The organism is Pseudomonadota bacterium (genome assembly GCA_039818985.1).
Lineage (GTDB): Bacteria > Pseudomonadota > Alphaproteobacteria > Sphingomonadales > Sphingomonadaceae > Alterisphingorhabdus.
On the sequence record JBCBSU010000001.1, the window covers coordinates 106,985 to 127,289 of the forward strand.

General features: G+C 58.4%; 1 protein-coding gene (only partly in view). It reads left to right on the forward strand.

The window, feature by feature from the left end; genetic code table 11:
* Nucleotides 1-20,305 carry the 5' portion of a tandem-95 repeat protein gene (locus AAFX04_00505; protein MEO1043901.1) on the forward strand. 15,056 nt of this gene lie beyond the right edge of the window, so only the first 20,305 of its 35,361 coding nucleotides appear in the window; its start codon is at nt 1-3; its stop codon lies beyond the right edge, outside the window.

Genomic DNA, 20,305 nt, shown 5'->3' on the forward strand with positions numbered 1-20,305 from the left:
GTGCAGACCTATTTGAATGAACGCGTGTCTATTGGCAGCCGAAATGGTGCCGGTCGACCAGAGGTCAATCATTCGCAAGTTCGTCTGAACAACAATGAGCCAAGGCCTCAGGCAAATGACGGCAGAATTGTCGATACTATCGATGATGTCAAAAATACGCGTGCTTTTCAGGCCGGTGACAGAAATTACCGCAATGCGTCATCGCTTGATGATCTCCATGCAACACGAAATCGGACCACACAGGCCATATTGCGGTTTGTGCAGCAGCAACATGGCACACGTGCGGTCACGAATAATATTCTCGGCCCACGGCTTCAAAGGCTGGCCAAGGGCTTGGGTGTTGCCGGCATCGCTTTGAGTTTGGCGAATATCGGGGTCGGCATCTATAAAGGCGGATATGATGGCTTTGTGCAGGCGCTGTACGAAGAGGGCCAGAATCTCGCAATCGGTGCTGCCGTTTCCGGCGCTGCGCTCGGTCTCAGCATTGCATTTCCTCCCGCGGCTCCATTTATCGCTGGTGCGGGCCTGGTGCTGGGTGTTGTCGGCCTCATTTTTGGCGGGATCGCGCTTTACAATAAACTGTTCGAAGTGGATGCCGATAATAGCGAGATTACAGACGATCTAACCGTCGGAAGCTCCATTGATGATATTTACGAGTTTCCTGAAGCAGGAGAAGAAGAGCCGGAAACGCCGGAGCCGGCAGCGGCACAAGGAGCTGGTGATGAGGGTGGTGGCGAAGACCAGGATGACGACGGCGATGATGATGGGCAGGATGTCGATGGTCGCACGGTTTTCGGTTTTGGCGAGGAGCGGCTTGAAGGTACTTTAGGCAATGATATCGTCATCGGTTTCAATAGCGATGCGATTTTCGGCAATGATGGCGACGATATTGTTTTCGCTTACAACGCTGACACAGTCGATGGCGGCGATGGCGATGACTGGGTCATTGTTGCTGGTGGTGATGAGCCGGCTACCGTTTCCGGTGGACTGGGTCGTGACTGGGTGGTCAATTTCACCAAAGGCGGTGAAATCTGGGGCGACATAGCCAACAGTTCCTCGACCGGTGATGGCAGTCGCGTTGCGATTGTCGATGGTGAACAGATCACTATCGAAGACTCAAAAGAAAATTCGGATGCTTTCTGGTTCGCCCCCGACACCGTCATCCAGGATGCGCAGCATTTTGATGTTCTGTCCTTTTACGGCCTGCCCCTGACCGGTGGGGATGCCGCAGCGTCCAGTGTCGGGCTGGCGCTCGGTGCGGCCACGGGAAGTCTGGCGGTTGCCAGCGGGGTCGTGGGTGCGCTGAATTTGGCCGGTTTCGCAACCGGAAATACCGTCTATTTCGATAATCTGCTGCCTTTCATCACCTATAAGCGTGATGGCGATGATCTCTTGATTGGCAATGTCTTTGATGATTTCCTCCGGGCGGTCACGGGTGACAGTGCGCCAACGCAAATACCGGATGGCAATGGTGGCACCTTCGATGCCACCGGTGTGCAGCGAATCCGCAATTTTGACTTTGTCGACAGCTATTGGGGCTATGAGCAGTTCGCGCTGGGGCGTGAAATATTTGAAGAAGGCCGTCCGCTCGGCACCTTCAATATGGTTTTCAAGCGGGCCAATCCGGTGCTGGGTGTTATTCAGCTGATTGCGGCTTTGCCACCGATAGCCGGCTCCGGAGTGTTTGCGGCGGTGCTGCAGGCCCTGGCCGTGCTCGATAGCTCGCTGGTGGTTCTGGCGGCGCTTGGCCGTGCCGCCAAGGCGGCCGCCTGGGCGTTTGAGGCCGACCCGCTGATTATCGATCTCGATGGTGATGGCATCGAGACGATCGCGTTGCAGCAGAGCCGTGCCTTTTTCGACATTGATGGTGATCTGTTTGCCGAAAAGACCGGCTGGCTGCGCAGCGATGATGGCTTCCTGGTCCTTGATGAAAATCGCAACAACCGTATCGATGGCATCAGCGAAATGTTCGGCGATGCCGAGACCACCGGCTTTGAAGAACTCAGCCAATGGGATCTGGCGGAAAATGGCGGCAATGCCGATGGCCGCATCACCGTCGCCGATGCGGTTTGGCAGGAACTCCAGGTCTGGCGTGATTTTGATGGCGATGGCGAAACCGATGCCGGTGAACTGTTCAGCCTCGATGAACTGGGCATCGTCGAATTTGATCTGGATGTTATCGATTTCGACGCGACAACAGCGCAAGGGGCCCAGTTGCTCGGCCGCGCCGAAGTGGTGTTCGACGATGGCCGGATAAGCAACGCTTTTGACGCGATCTTTGAATCGAGCGAGGTCGAGACACGCTTTGCCGGCGAAGACGGTCTTGCCGACTGGCAGGCAGGATTCGAAGTCGATGTTGCCGGTTTCGGTTCGATTACCGATCTCGGCGTGGCCATGGCCAATGATATCGATCTGGCAGAGCTGGTTGCCGCGCGGGTGCCTGAAATGAACGCGCCGAAGCTGAAGACTCTGGTGCAGCAGGCGGGCGATATTCTCGGTCATTGGGGCCAGACGCTGGAGACGACGCGGGAGCTGGCGCCGGTTCTGGTTGCCACCGATGCCGAGGGTAATGTCACGCTGGTTGATCGCGGCATCTATGTCGAGGACGATCAGGGCGGATATTGGGTGCTGGATTCGGGTGCTCCGGTGACGGATGCCGGTGGACAGCCCATTGCGCGTGCCACCCTGCAGGACGTGCTGGCGATGACCACCGATGCCGATCAAGGCTGGCGGCTCGAGCAGATATGGTCTCCCATAGATCGTGGCGAGGCGGTCCAATTTCGCGATAACGCGCCCTATCTGGCAACCATTGTCGACGGCCGCGCGGTCATCCTCGATTACGCTGTGCGTAACGGCAATGGCAGCTGGAGCCTCGCTTCGGCACCCAATGTCGAATATGCCACCACCGAGGAGATATTGGCGCTCGACCTGGCCGAGGGGCAGGAATGGCGTGTCGAGGATATCGGCTTCAACCCCTATGCCGGTATTCCGGTCGATGAAATCGGTGTACGGTTCCAGGACGGTATTGCGATCGATTATACCGTGCTGGTCACCGACCGTGATGGCGACTTCCATGTCTGGGCGCGCAATCTCGACCGGGCGCTGGAGCTTCAGGTCAAGACCGGCGATTATCGCGAGTTCAACCTGCGCAATTTCGAGATCGATTTCGACACGCTCGATGAAGTCGGCTCGACCGATGACAGCCAGTTCCGGGTGGAAATTCTCACCCCGGCGCAATTCCACTTTGCCACATCGCTGAGCGGCATCGACTTCCAGCCAGAGATACTGACCGCGACAGCCAACGATACCACCGGCATTATCGATTATGCGATCAATGGCGATGGTCAGTTCAATCTCGGTACTGAAGACAATTATATCTCCGGCATCGACGCGATTATCGACCTGCTCAGCCCGGTCATGGCGCAATATATCACCACCAGCCGGCGGTTCGCCGTCAGGCTGGCGCTTCAGGGTGGCCTGTCCGAATTTGCCCGCGAGCTGGAATATGATGTCGAAACCGACAAATACCGGCCCACTGGTGATCGTGAGATTGCGCCAGTCTTTGACGCCATTTTCGAAGCGGCTCCGGCGTCGAATGATAATGACGCGGTTTTCGATTATCTCACCGACTGGAACGAGGTGCTGTGGCAGGTCTATCCCGACTACGCCCCTAGCGGTAACGGCAATGTCTTCGGCTCCAGCGCGGAGATAGACCAGCCCTATATCTTCCAGATGATGCTCTCGGCATTCGAGAATATCGGCATCGATCTCGACATCTTCGCTACCGCCAATGCGCTGTCGATCAATCAGGACCTGATCCGCACCCACTTGGCCGATGACACCGATGTTGACGGCACTGGCGGCACCGACTTTTTCTATGTTTCCGAAGGCGACCAGACATTCACAGGTGGCAATGGTGCCGACTATTATATAGTCGGGCGCGATTTCGGCGAGGATCTGATCCATGACGTCGATGACGGCGATGAGGACGAGCTGCGTTTCAGCCAGGTCAAGTCGACCGAGGTCAAGGCCATTCGTGACGGCGAGGACCTGATTCTCGAAATCGAGGGTCAGGACAATGTGCTGCGCCTCAGAGACCAGTTTCTCGGTGAGCTGAACGGTTTCCTGAGTGACGGCACCCAGCTGGAATCGGGTGTAAACAAGATAGTTTTCTCCGACGGGGTGATCTGGGACCGGTTCCGCATGTCGCTCGAAGTGATCGACCGCGAACGCGCCGCCGGAGATTTCAGCGATCCCTATATCGGTTCCGGATCAGGCGACATTCTCTGGGGCGGACGCGGCAGCGATTATCTCAGCGGCGGCGCCGGTGGCGACATCTACATTTTCGAGCGTGGCGATGGCCAGGATGTCGTTGATGATCTGGGGACATTCTCTTTTGGCCCGGTCAAGGCGGGCCTCGACTTCATCCAGTTCCGCGGCGACATATCGGCTGACAATGTCAAGCTGTTGCGCGACGGACCGAGCGAGGATCTCAGGATCATCCTGCTCGACGAGGATGGCAATGAGACATCCGATATCATCGACGTCGTCGGCCAGTTTGGCGGTGTGCGCCTCAATCTTGGCGCCTTTGGCGAACTGCTCGGCAGCGCTGATGGCCTTGATTATGTCGCGCCCAATCTCATCGAGCGCTTCCTGTTCGAAGACGGAACTTTGCTCGAGTTTACCGAGATCGTGCAGCGGGTGCTGGAAAATGCCAAAACCGATGGCGACGACGCCATTTACGGTGTGCTCAACGACAACACGCTCGATGGTGGCGCGGGTGATGATTTCCTCACCGGTCTCGAAGGGTTCGACACCTATATTTACGGCCGCGACTATGGCCGTGATGTCATTCTCGACAATGACCTGAGTTCATCGCTCTTCGGTCCCAAGGATGACAAGATCACCTTTACCGACGATCTGCGCTGGACCGATTTCGATTTTCTGCGCGAAGGGGCCAGTGACACGCTGACGCTGAGGGTCAGCGGTACCGATGACGAGGTCATCTTCACCGACTTCCTCGAACATATTCTGCTGGTCGGATATGTGAACCTCGTCGAAGAGCTCGAATTCGCCGATGGCACGACATGGAACTGGATCGAGCTGCTCGAACATTATGTCGCCATTGCCAAGACCGATGGCGATGATGTCATCTACGGCTTTGAGCGCATTTCCGACACACTGGATGGCGGTGCGGGCGACGACAGGCTCGAGGGCCTGAGCGGCAATGACACCTATATCTTCGATCTTGGCTATGGCACCGACACCATTCTTGACAGTGGCGGCGAGGAGCGCATCCAGTTCCGCAACATCCTGTCGACCGATATCGAATTCAGCCGTACCGCGCTTGATCTGATCCTCACCGTGCGCAGCACTGGTGATCGGATTGTCCTGGAGAACCAGTATGTCCGCGCCGGGCGGCAGCAATTTGCCACCGAGTTCTTCCAGTTCGATGACCGCACTTTGGTGTTCACCGATTTCAACCCGGAAGACATTGATCTGGTTGGCACCAACGCCGGCGAAACCATCACCGGCTCCAACTTTGCCGAGACCCTGGACGGACGGGGCGGTGACGACACGCTGATCGGTAATGATGGTGGCGATACCTATCGCTTCGATGTCGGCTATGGTCAGGATGTCATTGTCGACACGCGTATTCGTGCTTCGTGGAATGATCGCCGCGGCTTCAACGTCCCGGTCGATGATGTGGTTGCCTTTGGCGACGACATCACCCGCGAGAATGTCGTCTTCACCAAGGATGGCAATGATCTGGTGATCTCGGTCGACCAGCGCGTCGACACGCTGCGCATCCGCAACCAGTTCCGCAGCATCGATGATGGTGTCGAGCGCTTCCGCTTCAGCGATGGCAGCTTCCTCGACATATCCGATGTTGAGGAACTGTTGCAGATTGAGGGTGGTAATCGTGGCGATAATGTCATCGAGGGATCGCTCAACAATCCCAATACGCTTGATGGCCAGCAGGGCGACGATACGCTGATCGGTGGCAATGCCGCCGATATTTATGCGTTCAGCGCGGATTATGACTCCGACCGGATCATTGAACGGAATGATGTCGCCGGTGTCATCGACCGGGTGGTCTTCGGGGCTTCGGTAACGCTTGATGCGTTGCGGGTTACCCGTGATGGCAATGATCTGGTTATCGATCTGGGCAACCGTACCGATATCCTGACCATTGTCGGTGGTCTCGGCAATCAGCGGGTCGAGGAATTCCTGTTCGCCGATGGTACGACGCTGACCTTTGATGACCTGCTTGACCGCATGCTCACCGGTACCGAGCTCGACGAGCAGCTTGTCGGCCTCGACAATCGCGACGATGTGCTGCGCGGCGGCGGCGGCTCCGACGCGCTGATCGGCGGTCTGGGCGATGACACCTATCATTTCGGCTATACCGATGGCAGTGACAGCATCGAAGATGTCGGCGGCGTCGACACCATTGTCTTTGGCGACACCATCACCCAGGATCGGGTGCGGTTCCAGAATATCGACGGTGACCTGCTGATCCGCCTGGATGGCAGCGATGACCGTCTGGTGGTGCTTTCGGGCTATCGCGACAATCCGGTCGAGACGTTCCAGTTTGCCGACGGTACGACGCTGTCCATCGCCGATGTCCGTGCCCGTATTCGCGATGGCCTTTCGAGCGATGGTCAGGATATTGTCGACAGCCGCGATTTCGATACCGGCGCCGAGCTCTCCGCCGGCCTCAACAACGACACCGTCATTCTCGATGACGGCCATATTGCGGAATTTTCCCGTGGTGACGGCATTGACCGAATCGTCATGGCCCCGGGTGCGAGCGATGCGCGGGTCAGGCTCGACGATCTGACATCGGGCGACGTTCTGGTACGTCTGTCCTCGCTCGACCGCAATGATCTGGTGCTGACCTTCCCCCAAACCGGTGATCAGTTGATTATCGCCGGTGCCCTGGGTGATGGCGCACTGCCGCGCATCGTATTTTCCGATGGTGTCGAATGGGATGCCAGTGATCTTTCCCAGGCCTTGATCGACGGCCAGACCACGACGCTCGACGACACGATTATCGGGCCGGACCGTGGCGGCATATTCGAGAGCAGCCCGGGCAATGACCAGTTGCGCGGCGGCGATGGCGATGACGTCTATCGCTTCGAACGCGGCAGCGGTCAGGACGTTATCGAGGATAGCGGCGGCAGCGATACTCTCGAAATCAGCGGTTATGCGATTGCCGACATGCGTGTCGAGCGGCTGGCCGAAGGACGCGATGACCTGCGCCTGACCTTTGTCGATGCTGAAGATTCGGTGATTATTCGCGGTGCGGTTATCAACACCGTACGCTTTGCGAGTGGCGCCACATTGTCGCGCGCCGAGCTGCTGGCCACCGTCAACACTGCGGGCACCGAAGTCGATGACCGGCTGGTCGGTACGAACGGTGCCGAGACCTTCCGCCCGGGCCGCGGCAATGACGAGATCATCGACGGCAATGGCACCGATGTCTATCTTTTCGACCGTGGCGACGGCCAGGACCGTATCAGTACCAGCGGCAGCGCCGATGGCTTTGGCACCATAAGATTTGGCCGCGATATTGCACTGGAGGATATCTCGGCGAAGCGCGATGCCGATGGCAATATCATCCTGCAGATCGCCGGAGATGATGATCGCATCACGCTGGTCGATCCGGTCAATGATCCCGATGCCATTGTCGGCACATTGGAATTCACGGATGGCCGCACCGCGCTGATCAGCGACATTTCCGCCGCCATTCTCTCCACCGATGGTGATGACCATGTCATCGTGCCGACGCCGAGCCGCAATGAGGCTGGCGGATCGGGCAGCACGATCTTTGGCGGGTTGGGCAATGACACTATCGAGGGTGGCCGTGGCGATGATGTCATTACCGGCGGCCTGGGCAATGACCTGTTGCAAGGTCATTCAGGCAGCAACAGCTATTTCTTCGAGCGTGGCGACGGCCAGGATGTCATCCTTGACATTGAGGGGATCGCCAATGGCGGTATCGATACGCTGCGCTTCGAGGCTGGCATTGCCCCCGATGATATTGAATTCCTGTCCGTTGGTCCCGCCGATCTCACCATCGGCATTGCCGGTGGCGAGGATCGCATCACCATTCGCAACATGTTTACCCCGACCCAACAGGATAGCGGGGTAGAGCAATTCGTCTTTGCCGATGGCACCAGCTGGTCCTTGCAGGATATTTACGACCGTGCCGCCACTGGCGGTGATGGCGATGACGATATCGATTTCGGCACCGCTCTCGATATCACCGCGACCATGGCCGGCGGTGCGGGTGATGACCGTCTGGCTGGCGGTCGTGGCGATACCAGCTATATTTTCAATCGTGGCGATGGTCGTGACCACATTGTCGAGAGGCAGAACTGGTCGCAATCCTTTGATCGTCTGCAATTCGGCGCCGGTATCGTGGCGGCCGATCTGGTGGTCACCCAGACCGGCAATGATGTACTTATCCGCTTCATCGGCAGCGATGACCGGGTCACCATCCAGAACCAGATCAATTTCTCGCAAAAGCCGGTCAACGAGATCGTGTTCGATGACGGCACCATCTGGACATCGGGCGATCTCGCCGCCGCGATTGTCAGCGAGGAAGCAGCACAGCGCCTGCTGGCGCCATCGGTGGCCGACAATAATCCGTTCACCGACCCGCTCTTCGCACTCGACAATGCCGGAGATGGCGGGGATACGGGCGATGGTGGCGATACCGGCGATGGTGGCACCGCAACGCCGCCCCCGGCCAACCAGCCCACAACGCTCACCGGCACGGTAGGCGAAGTCGATACCTATGATTTCTTCGTGCCGCTGCTGGCGGCGGGCGAAGCGCTGACCACGATTACCGATTTCGAAAGCGGCGATCTCGGTGATATCCTCGATATCCGCCTTGCCGACGGGCTGGAGGGCGAGGTGGTCAGCCGGCAGGAAGGCGCTGATACCTATATCTATTTCGCCGATAACGGCGTTACCAATCTCGATGATGCCCGGCAGCTGATCCGGCTCCAGGGGGTTACCGAGACCGCATTGACCCTCGCCAATTTCAATGGCGCTCCGTTCGAATCCGCAGCCAATCAGACGATTTCCGGTACTGGCGGAGCGGATACGCTGACTGGTGGCTGGGGCAATGACAATATCTCGGGCAATGACGGCAATGACGTCATCGATGGTGCCGAGGGCAACGACTTTCTGCGCGGCGGCGATGATAATGATGTTTACCGCTTCAGCCGTGGTTTCGGCCAGGATGTCGTGTCCGATGCTGGTTGGGATCGCAGCGACACCGCCGATGCGATCGAATTTGACGACACCATCACCCCTGATGACATTATCGTTGAGGCTGGCCCTGATGCGGACGACCTGACAATACGTATTGCCGGAACCGATGACAGCATCATTCTCGACCGCAGTCTGAACAATGCCGATTATCGCATCGAATTTGTCCGTTTTGCCGATGGTACCCAATGGACGCACGCTGACCTGTTCAGTCGTGCCACCGCACCGACTGATGCCGACCAGAGATTGACCGGCGGTTACAATGCCGAGACCATCGATGGCGGTGCCGGCAATGACAATATCGACGGCAATGCTGGCAGCGACGCGATTATCGGTGGCACCGGTAATGATTTCCTGCGTGGCGATGACGGCAATGATGTCTATCGTTTCAGCCGCGGCTTCGGTCAGGATATTGTCTCCGATGCCGGCTGGGATCGCAACGACACCGCCGATGCGATCGAATTTGACGACACCATCACCCCCGATGATGTCATCGTCGAGCGCGGACCCGATGGCGATGACCTGACCTTGCGCATTGCGGGGACCGAAGATCGCATCGTCCTCGACCGGACGCTCAACAATTCCGATTACCGCATCGAATTTGTCCGCTTTGCCGATGGTACCCAATGGACCCATGCCGATTTGTTCGCGCGTGCCTTTGTTGGCGATGAATCCGATCAGAGCCTCGTTGGCGGTTATAATAGCGAGATCATCGATGGCGGCGGTGGCAATGACAATATCGACGGCAATGGCGGCAGCGACACGCTGACCGGTGGCACCGGCAATGATTTCCTGCGTGGCGATGACGGCAATGATATTTATCGCTTCAGCCGCGGCTTTGGCCGGGACATTGTTTCCGATGCCGGCTGGGATCGCAACGACACCGCCGATGCTATCGAATTCGATGATACCATCACCCCCGATGATGTCATCGTCGAGCGCGGCCCCGACAGCAATGATCTGACCATTCGTATCGTTGGCACAGAGGACCAGATCGTCCTTGATCGTACGGTCAATGACAGTGATTACCGGATCGAATTTGTCCGCTTTGCCGACGGCACTGAATGGACCCATGCCGATCTGTTTGCACGGGCTTTTGCCGCCGATGATTCCGACCAGAACCTTGTCGCCGGTTATAACAGCGAGACCATCGATGGTGGCGCTGGCAATGATACGATTGACGGCAATGGCGGCAGCGATACGCTGATAGGCGGCACCGGCAATGATTTCCTGCGCGGTGACGATGGCAATGACATTTACCGCTTCAGCCGCGGCTTCGGTCAGGATATTGTCTCCGATGCCGGCTGGGATCGCAACGACACCGCCGATGCTATCGAATTCGATGATACCATCGCCCCCGATGATGTCATCGTCGAGCGCGGCCCCGACAGCAATGATCTGACGCTGCGCATTGCCGGGACCGACGATCAGATTATCCTCGATCAGACGGTCAATAACGGCGACTACCGCATCGAATTTGTCCGCTTTGCCGACGGCACTGAATGGACCCATGCCGATCTGTTTGCACGGGCTTTTGCAGGTGACAATACCGATCAGAATCTTGTTGCAGGCTATAACAGCGAGACCATCGATGGTGGCGCTGGCAATGACACGATCGACGGCAATGGCGGCAGCGACATATTGATCGGCGGCACCGGTAATGACTTTCTGCGCGGTGACGATGGCAATGACATTTACCGCTTCAGCCGCGGCTTCGGTCAGGATATCGTGTCCGACGCCGGCTGGGATCGCAACGACACCGCCGATGCTATCGAATTTGACGACACCATCGCCCCCGATGATATCATCGTCGAATCTGGCCCTGACAGCAATGATCTGACGCTGCGTATTGCCGGAACCGATGATCGGCTGGTCATCGACCGGACGCTGAACGATACCGATTATCGCATCGAGTTTGTCCGCTTTGCCGATGGCACCGAATGGACCCATGCCGATCTCGTCGCACGCATGACAGATCCGGTTTCCGGCATCACCGTGACAGGTGACACTGGCGTGGCAAATGTCCTGATCGGCAGCGAAGGCGATGATTCATCAACAGACTTGCTGACCCCGAGTGAAATTCGCGGTCTGGGCGGCAATGATCAGCTGCGTGGCAGCCAGGGCAATGACGTCATCACCGGTGGTGCCGGCAATGACCTGCTGATCGGCAATGGCGGCGATGATATTTATCGTTTCTCCATCGGTTTCGGCCAGGATATCCTCAATGACAGTGGCCAGGATTTTGGCAGCGACGGCAGCAATTTCGACATTATCGCATTTGATGCGACCATAGCCGCTGCCAACATCGTGGTCGAACTGGCCAGTGGCGCCGATGGCAGCGGCCCCGCCGGTGATCTGGTGTTGCGGGTGCAGGGCAGCGAAGACCGGCTGGTTCTTATCAACCATGGCGCTCAGGATCTGACTGGCGCGAATATCGACGAAGTGCATTTCGACGATGGCACCATATGGACGTTCGATGACCTGCTGGCTGCGGCGGTGCCGTTCCGTTCCAATGGCCTGACCATCGATGGTCTGGGCGCGCTGGCCGATGATGTTCTGACCGGCACTGGGGCAGATGAGCGGATCAATGGTCTGACCGGCAATGATATACTGGATGGCCAGGGCGGCAATGACCGGCTTGACGGTGATGATGGCGATGACGTTCTGATCGGCGGCAGCGGCAATGATGTGCTTTCGGGCGGCAGGGGCAGCAATATCTATCGCTTCGCCGCCGGCTTCGGGCAGGACCGGATCAACAGCTTCGGCGACTTTATCGGCTCCGATGGCGATAGTGAGCCCGATATCCTGGAGTTCGACGCCAGTATTGATCCCGCTGATGTGATCATGGCACTTAACCCGTCCGATGAAGAGATCGTGCTGCGCTTTGCCGGCACCGAAGATCGCATCACCGCCTTTTATGACCAGGACGATGGCCCCAGCGATTTCGCACCCTTTTCCGAGCTGCGCTTTGCCGATGGCACGGTGCTCAGCTTTAATGATCTGCTGCTCGCGGCGGTCCCCATGCCGACCTTCGAATTGCAGGGCGATTATGTAGCCGACACGCTGACCGGGACCGCAGAAAGGGATATCATTGACGGCGGTGCCGGCGACGATGTGCTCGATGGTGGTGCCGGTAATGACGATATTTTCGGTGGTGCCGGCAATGATGTCATTACTGCCGGTGCCGGTGTCGACACGCTGTTCGGCGGCACCGGTGATGACATATTCCGTTTCGACAGCGGTTTTGGGCAGGATCAGATATTCGCCTCTGGTTTCGGCCCCGGCGCTGCCGATCAGGGTTTTGATGTTGTCGAATTCGGTGCCGGGATTGCTGCCAGCGATATCACCGTTCTGGAAAGCGATATCCTGTCGACGCATATCCTTTATGTCGCCGGCACCGATGATCGGCTGAGTATCGGCATCAATTTCAGCTCGCCGACAATCGACGAGTTCCGCTTTGCCGATGGCACCGTCTGGACCTTTGCCGATCTGGAGGCGATGTCCACGCTTGATGGCGGGGTGGATATCTTCGCTGATGATGGCCAGACCGTCCTCACGGGCAGCGAGTTTGCCGACTATATCGACGGCGACGATGTTGATGGTGTGCTCAGCGGCCTGGGCGGCGATGACGATATCTTTGGCGGCTTTGGCAATGACACCATTATTGGCGGTGCCGGAAATGATTTCCTCGACGGCGCCGAGGATGATGACACCTATATCTTCTCGGCCGGTTTTGGCGCCGATTATATCAATCTGAGCTTCGACGTCCGTTCCGACCCGGATAATGTCAGTGAGTTCGATGTTGTCGAATTCGATGCCAGCTTCACCCCTGGTGATATTGCTGTGGTCTCTGCGATCAACGGTATCGATATCGAACTGCAGGTGAACGGTGCCGGTGATGTCGTCACTTTGGGAGACGCACAGAACTTCCAGACCATATCCGAGGTCCGCTTCACCGACGGCACCATCTGGACCTATGCCGACCTGCTGATCATGGCGTTGCCGTCTGCAGGCCAGATCCTCAACGGCCAGATTGTCGACGATACGCTTACCGGCGGTGCTGGTGACGATGCGATCAACGGCGTAGGCGGTAATGATATACTCGATGGCGGTGCCGGCAATGACGTGATCGAAGGCGGTGCGGGCGATGATATCATCACCGGCGGCAGCGGTGATGACCAGCTATCCGACAGCAGCGGTGGGACGATCTACAATTATTCCGCCGGTTTCGGCCAGGACGAAATCAACAATGTGCTGAATGATGGCTCGATCGACGCCATCGTCTTCGATGCAACGGTCACCGCCGATGACCTGATTGTCGAAATGCCCGAATTTGAAGGCCGTTTCGTGCTCCGCGTTGCTGGAACCGAAGACCGGATTTTCCTGCGTGCCGATGCGGCAGGCGGCGGTTTCAACGAAGGGCCGCCGCCGCTCGATGGGCCGCCGCTAGAAGGACCGCCGATAGAAATAATCGGGCCGGGCTCTGGCCCCGGCTTCGGCATTGACGAAATCCGTTTTGCCGATGGCGTTGTCTGGACCACCGATGACCTGCTCGCCAATGCCATTGTGACGCCGCGTATCGAGATTGATGGCGACACGGCGGACTTGCCCGAGGGCGGTGACTTTGACGACATCATCACCGCTCCTGATGGCGGCGCCCAGCTGGTTGGCAATGGCGGCAATGATGTGCTTAACGGCGGTCGGGGCGATGACATATTGGTCGGCGGTGCCGGTGATGATCAGCTCGATGGTGCTCGTGGTGACGATATCTACCGCTTCTCTGCCGGCTTCGGTCAGGATCTGATCGACGATAGCGGCTGGTCGGGCGATGACAATATCATCGAGTTCGACGCTTCGGTCGATCCGTCACAGCTGGTGGTTGAATATATTGTCACTCAGCCGGGGAGTGATGGTGGTTTTGCGCAAGGGGATCTGGTGTTGCGCATTGCCGGGACCGAGGATCGCATAACCATACGCAACGGTTATTCCGAGGACCCGATTATTGCCCTGGTGCGCTTTGCCGATGGCACGTCGCTGACGCACAATGATCTGGTCACCTCCGCAGTCGAGGCCAGTTCCGGCAGGTTGCAGAACCAGGTGGCGGATGATGACCTGCTGCAGGGCACGCCGTTCGATGACACGCTTGACGGCGTCGCCGGAAACGACACGCTGCAGGGCTTTTCGGGTAATGATCGGCTCATCGGCGGTACCGGTAATGATATCCATATTGGTGGCGGCGGCGATGATGTCCTGAGCGACGAGAGCGGCAACGAGATTTACCGCTTCGATACAGGCGATGGTCAGGACCGCATTACCGATGTGATCGGCATTGACCGGATCGAACTGGGTGCCGGTATTTCGGCCGATGATGTCATCGTCTTCCAGCGCAATGACAGCGATATTGTGCTGTCTTTTGGGGATAGTGGCGACCGGTTGACCATTTCCGGAGCCTTTGCCAACGCCAATAATGTCATCGAGGAAGTCCGCTTTGCCGATGGCACGGTCTGGACCCATGCGCAGCTGGTCGAACGGATAATCGCGGGTGACGACAGCTCGCAGTCCATCCGCGGCACATCGGGTGATGACAGCATCGACGGCCTGGCCGGCAATGACAGCATCAATGGCCTTGGCGGCAATGATGTCCTTGCCGGCGGCGGCGGTTCGGACACGCTGACCGGTGATATCGGCAATGACGATCTGGCCGGCGGCACCGGTGCCGATCGCCTGTTCGGTGGCAGCGGCGACGACACCTATCGCTACAATCTGGGCGATGGTCAGGATCTGATCGACGACTCATCGGGTGTTGAGACGCTGATACTGGGTGCTGGCATCACCGCCGCCAATCTTAACGTCATCCAGATCAACAATGACGACCTGTTGCTGCGTGTCGGCAACAGTGACGACCGGTTGACGCTGGTCGATGTGCTGGTCGACAGCAACAGCATCATCGAGGAAATCCGCTTCGAGGATGGCACGATATGGAGTCATGGAGACCTGCTGCTCAATGCGATAGAGCCGACAGGGGACGACGATATCATTACCGGCTCGGACGGTGTTGACGTCATTGATACCGGGGCCGGCAATGACCGGATTACCGGCCTGGCGGGCGATGATGATCTTACCGGCGGCGCGGGCGATGACAATATCGATGGCGGCAACGACAATGACATACTGACCGGTGGCACCGGTATCGACACGCTGACCGGCGGTGCCGGCGACGATGTCTATCGCTTCGCTGCGGGTGATGGCCAGGATACACTGACCGACACATCGGGTGTCGACACCATCGAATTCGATGCCAGCGTTGCGGCGCAGGACTTTTATGTCGTCCAGAGTGGCACCGCCGATCTGGTGCTGCGCTTTACCGGCAGCGAGGATCGTATCCGTCTGGTCGGTGCGCTCAACAATGCCAATAACGCCATTGAAACGGTGCGCTTTGCCGATGGTTCGGAGCTGACCCATGCCGATCTGCTGGCGCTGGCGCTCCAGACCAGCGACGGCAATGATACACGCAATGCCAGCGAGGGCGATGATGTGCTGGCTGGTGGCGGCGGCGATGACCGTCTCAACGGGCTGGGCGGTAATGACGAGCTGAGCGGCGATGCCGGTAACGACACGCTCGATGGTGGTGCGGGCAATGACATTCTCGCCGGTGGCACGGGTGGTGACAATCTGCTCGGTGGCTCGGGCGATGATGTCTATCGCTATAATCTTGGCGACGGCCAGGATGAGATTACCGACAGTTCGGGCCTTGACCGCATCGAGCTGGGTGTGGGCATCACCGTTGATGACGTCGAGGTGGTGCGCGTCGGCACTTCCGATCTGCAATTGCGCATCGCCGGCAATGACAACCGCCTGACGCTGCGCAATGTGTTGGGTAACAGCAACAATGTCATTGAACAGCTGCTCTTTGCTGATGGCAGCAGCTGGGATGCGGATGAGATTGCGCGCCGGGCCACAGCGGGAACACCAGGCGATGATGTCTATAACGGCTCCAATATCGCCGATGTGCTGCGGGGGCAGGGCGGCCGCGATACGCTGACCGGCAATGGCGGTGACGACATTCTCGACGGCGGTGCCGATGATGATGTGCTCGATGGTGGCGCCGGGGCTGACCAACTGACCGGAGGCACCGGCGATGACGCTGTTGTCGGGGGCGCCGGTGGTGATACCTATATCTTCGCTGCTGGCGATGGCCGCGACAGCATCGAGGACAATGGCGATGCGACGGTCGATACGCTGCGCATCGAAGGCTATACGCTGGCCGCGATGCGCTTCAGCGCGACCGGGATAGACGGCAATGACCTGACCATCCGCTTCGGCGGCAGCAGCGATGTCGTGGTGGTGCGCAATGCTCTTGCCGGGACCGATGAAGACGCCATTGAGCAGTTCGAGATTGCCGATAGCGGCATTACCCTCAGCCTCGCCGATATCGAGACGCGTATCGAGCCTGATGTCGCGACCACCGGGGAAACACTGTTCGGTGACGAGAATGACAATATTCTCACCGGCGGTGATGGCGATGACTTCCTCAATGGCGGTGCCGGTGCGGATACGCTTGACGGCGGTGCCGGGAATGATGTCTTCGGCGATATCGTCAATGACGCCTCGACCGATACGCTGACAGGTGGCGAAGGCCGCGACACCTATCTCTATCTGCCGACCTTTGAACTGCCGGACAATTTCGCCGCCGATGTGATCACCGACTTTGCCGCAGGCGATGATGGTGATGTTATCCGTCTGTCGTCGAGCAATCCCAATCCGTTCGAAACCGGCAGGCTCCAGATCAGCCAGAGCGGCGATGACACCATCATCCAGCTGGTCGATGATCAGGGCTTTGGCCGCACTGTGCTGCGGCTGGAGGGTGTGACTGCAACCGACCTGACCCCGGCCAATTTCGGCGGCGTGCCCTTTGGTATCGATAACTCGGTCAACATCGCCGATGGTGAGGAAGGCAATAGCCTTGAGGGCGGTCCGCTCGATGACCGCATTTTCGGCAATGGCGGCGCCGATATCATTGACGGCTTTGGTGGCAATGACCAGCTCGCCGGCGGCGCTGATGGCGATATCATTCGCGGCGGCTTTGGCGATGATCTGATTGCTGGCGAGGAAGGCAATGATGAGCTGCTTGGTGGCGCAGGCGATGACATCCTTTCCGGCGGTGCCGGTGATGACATTTTGCGCGGCGGCGATGATGCCACCTCGATTGCCGGCAATGATATTTTCTCCGGTGGTGGCGGCGATGACCGGCTGATCGGTGGCGCGCAGAATGATGTCTATGTCTTTGGCGCCGATGATGGCCGCGATGTCATTATCGACGCCGGTGGTGACGACAGGATCGAATTTGCCGAGGGTATTGCCGCAGGCGATATCGATGTGCTGCAAATCGATGACCGGCATCTCGAATTGCGGGTGCGTGGCGGCACCACCCGGATACGGCTCGATAATGCCATCACCCAATATGGCAATGGCGATGTGGAGCAGGTCCGCTTTGCCGATGGCAGCACGTTGAGCATCGACGAGTTGCGTAGCCTTTCCATGACCGCCAGCGCCGGTGATGATGTGCTGCGTCTGGTGACGGTCGAAAATGGCCTGTCGGACAATCTCCTCGTCAATGGCCGTTTCGACGCGTTCGATCCCGATCAGGTCAGCTTCGAGAACAATTCTGTTTTCAGCACCAGCCTGCCCGGCTGGAACGACATTAACGGCAACCGGATACAGCTTATCGATAGCGGTATCGAAGGCATAACCACGCCCGATGGCAGCCGTTGGCTTGACCTCGAGTCCGATACCAATTCCGATATCGTGCAGACTATTGGCGGCCTTGATGCGGGACAGGAACTGCTGCTGCAATTCGATTATGCCAATCGGGCCAATCCGGCTGAATCGGGCGCCTTTGAGGTGCTGTGGAACGGTGATGTCGTGTTCAGCAGCAGCGAGCGCAACACCAGCTTCCGCACCGCCAGCCTGATGGTCAGCGCGATTGCCGGCGACAATATTCTGCGCCTGCGCAGCTTTGGCGCCATCGATTCGGATGGCGCATCGATCGACAATGTGCTGCTGCGCACGCTGCCCGCCGATTTCGCGACGCGCGACAATGTCATCGATGGCGGTGCCGGCAATGATATGCTGACCGGTTCCTTTGCTGCCGATACGCTGATTGGTGGCACTGGCGACGATGTGTTGCGCGGTGCTGGCGGCGATGATGTCTATGTCTTCAACCGTGGCGACGGGCAGGATGTCATTGATGATCGCGAAGGCGCCAATGTTATCCGCCTGGGCAGCGATATCGCGCCTGACCAGATCCGCCTTGTCCGCGGCCAGCGCAACGTCATATTGGAAATCATCGGCACTGGCGACCGGATCGACCTTGGCTGGGATGCCGATCGCGGCATGGCGATCCGCGAGGTGCGCTTCGAAGATGGCACTGTCTGGAGCGCTGATGATCTGGTTGATCGGGCGCTGGCACCGAGCGCCGGCGATGACCGGATTTTCGGCACCGCCAATGACGAGACGTTGCTCGGTGATGCCGGTGATGACCGGCTTATCGGCGAGGCCGGCAATGACGATCTCAGCGGTGGCACCGGTGTCGACCGGCTCGAGGGTGGTGCCGGCGATGATATCTACCGCTTCGGCCTGGGCGATGGCCAGGACCGCATCAACGATGCTTCGGGTGATGCCGATGTTCTGATACTAGGCGCTGCCATTACCGCCGATGATATTCGCGTTGCGCAAAGCAGTGATGGTAATGCGTTCGTGCTGAACATTGGCGACAATGGCGATCGTGTCCGCATCGACAATGCGCTTGTCGGCGGCAAGATAGAGACGATCCGCTTCGCCGATGGCAGCGAATGGACCACTGCCGACCTGTTCGACCGGCTGCCCAGCGCCAGCGATGATATTATCCGCGGCGATGACAGCGACAACAGCTTTACCGGCGGGTTGGGCGATGACCGGCTGATCGGCAATGGCGGCGACGACAGCTATATCTTCGAGCGCGGCGATGGCCGCGACCTGATCAACGATAATGCGGTCTCGACCAATGACCAGCTGATCATCTCCGGCTACACCGCGCAGGATATTCGCTTCGACCGTCTCGGCACCGATAGCAATGATATTGCAGTGCGTTTTGTCGGCAGCGATGATGAAATCGTCATCGTCGATGCGCTGCGCGGCGGCAATCGCGGTATCGAGACGATCACGCTAAGCGATGATGCCAGCAGCTTCACCGTCACCGATATCCAGCAGACGCTGCTGGCGGCGCAACAGTCGGATGGTGCCGATACCATTAACGGCACTGGCGGGAATGATGTCATCACCGCCGGTCTTGGCGACGATCTGGTTGCCGGCGGCAGCGGCAATGACGTCTATCTTTATGCTCGCGGCGATGGCGATGACCGCATCGACGCCTTTGGCAGTGGCAATGACGAATTGCGGCTGAGCGATTACAACATATCCGATATCGTCTCGGCGGTCCGCGCCGGGCCGTCCAGCAATGATCTGGTCGTCACCTTTGCCGGTGACGGTGACCGGATCACCCTGCTCGATGCGCTGGGCAGCGCCAATGGCAGCGGTGGCACCAGCCTTGAGATTGTCTTTGCCGATGGCACCCGCTGGGACCGTGCGGCAATGCGCGAGCGTGTTCTGGCTGACACCGAAACGGCGGGCGACGACAATATTTACGGCTTTGACGGCAATGACGTCTACACCCTTGCCGCAGGTGATGACTCCATCTTTGGCGAAGCCGGTTCGGACAGCTATCTGTTCTCGGCAGGCAGCGGCAATGACATCATCACCGATGATGGTGCGTCGGCGCTTGAGCTCGATAATGTCGAGCTTCTCGGCATCGACTCCACCGAGGCTTCGGTCGAGAGACTGTTCCGTGGCAGCGACACGGTTGTCATACGCTTTGCCGGCAATGACGACGACAGCCTGACCATCGTCGATGCGCTGGCGCCCGATAGCCGGTCCATCGAAAATTATATCTTTGCCGATGGTGTGATCTGGACCCGTGAGACAC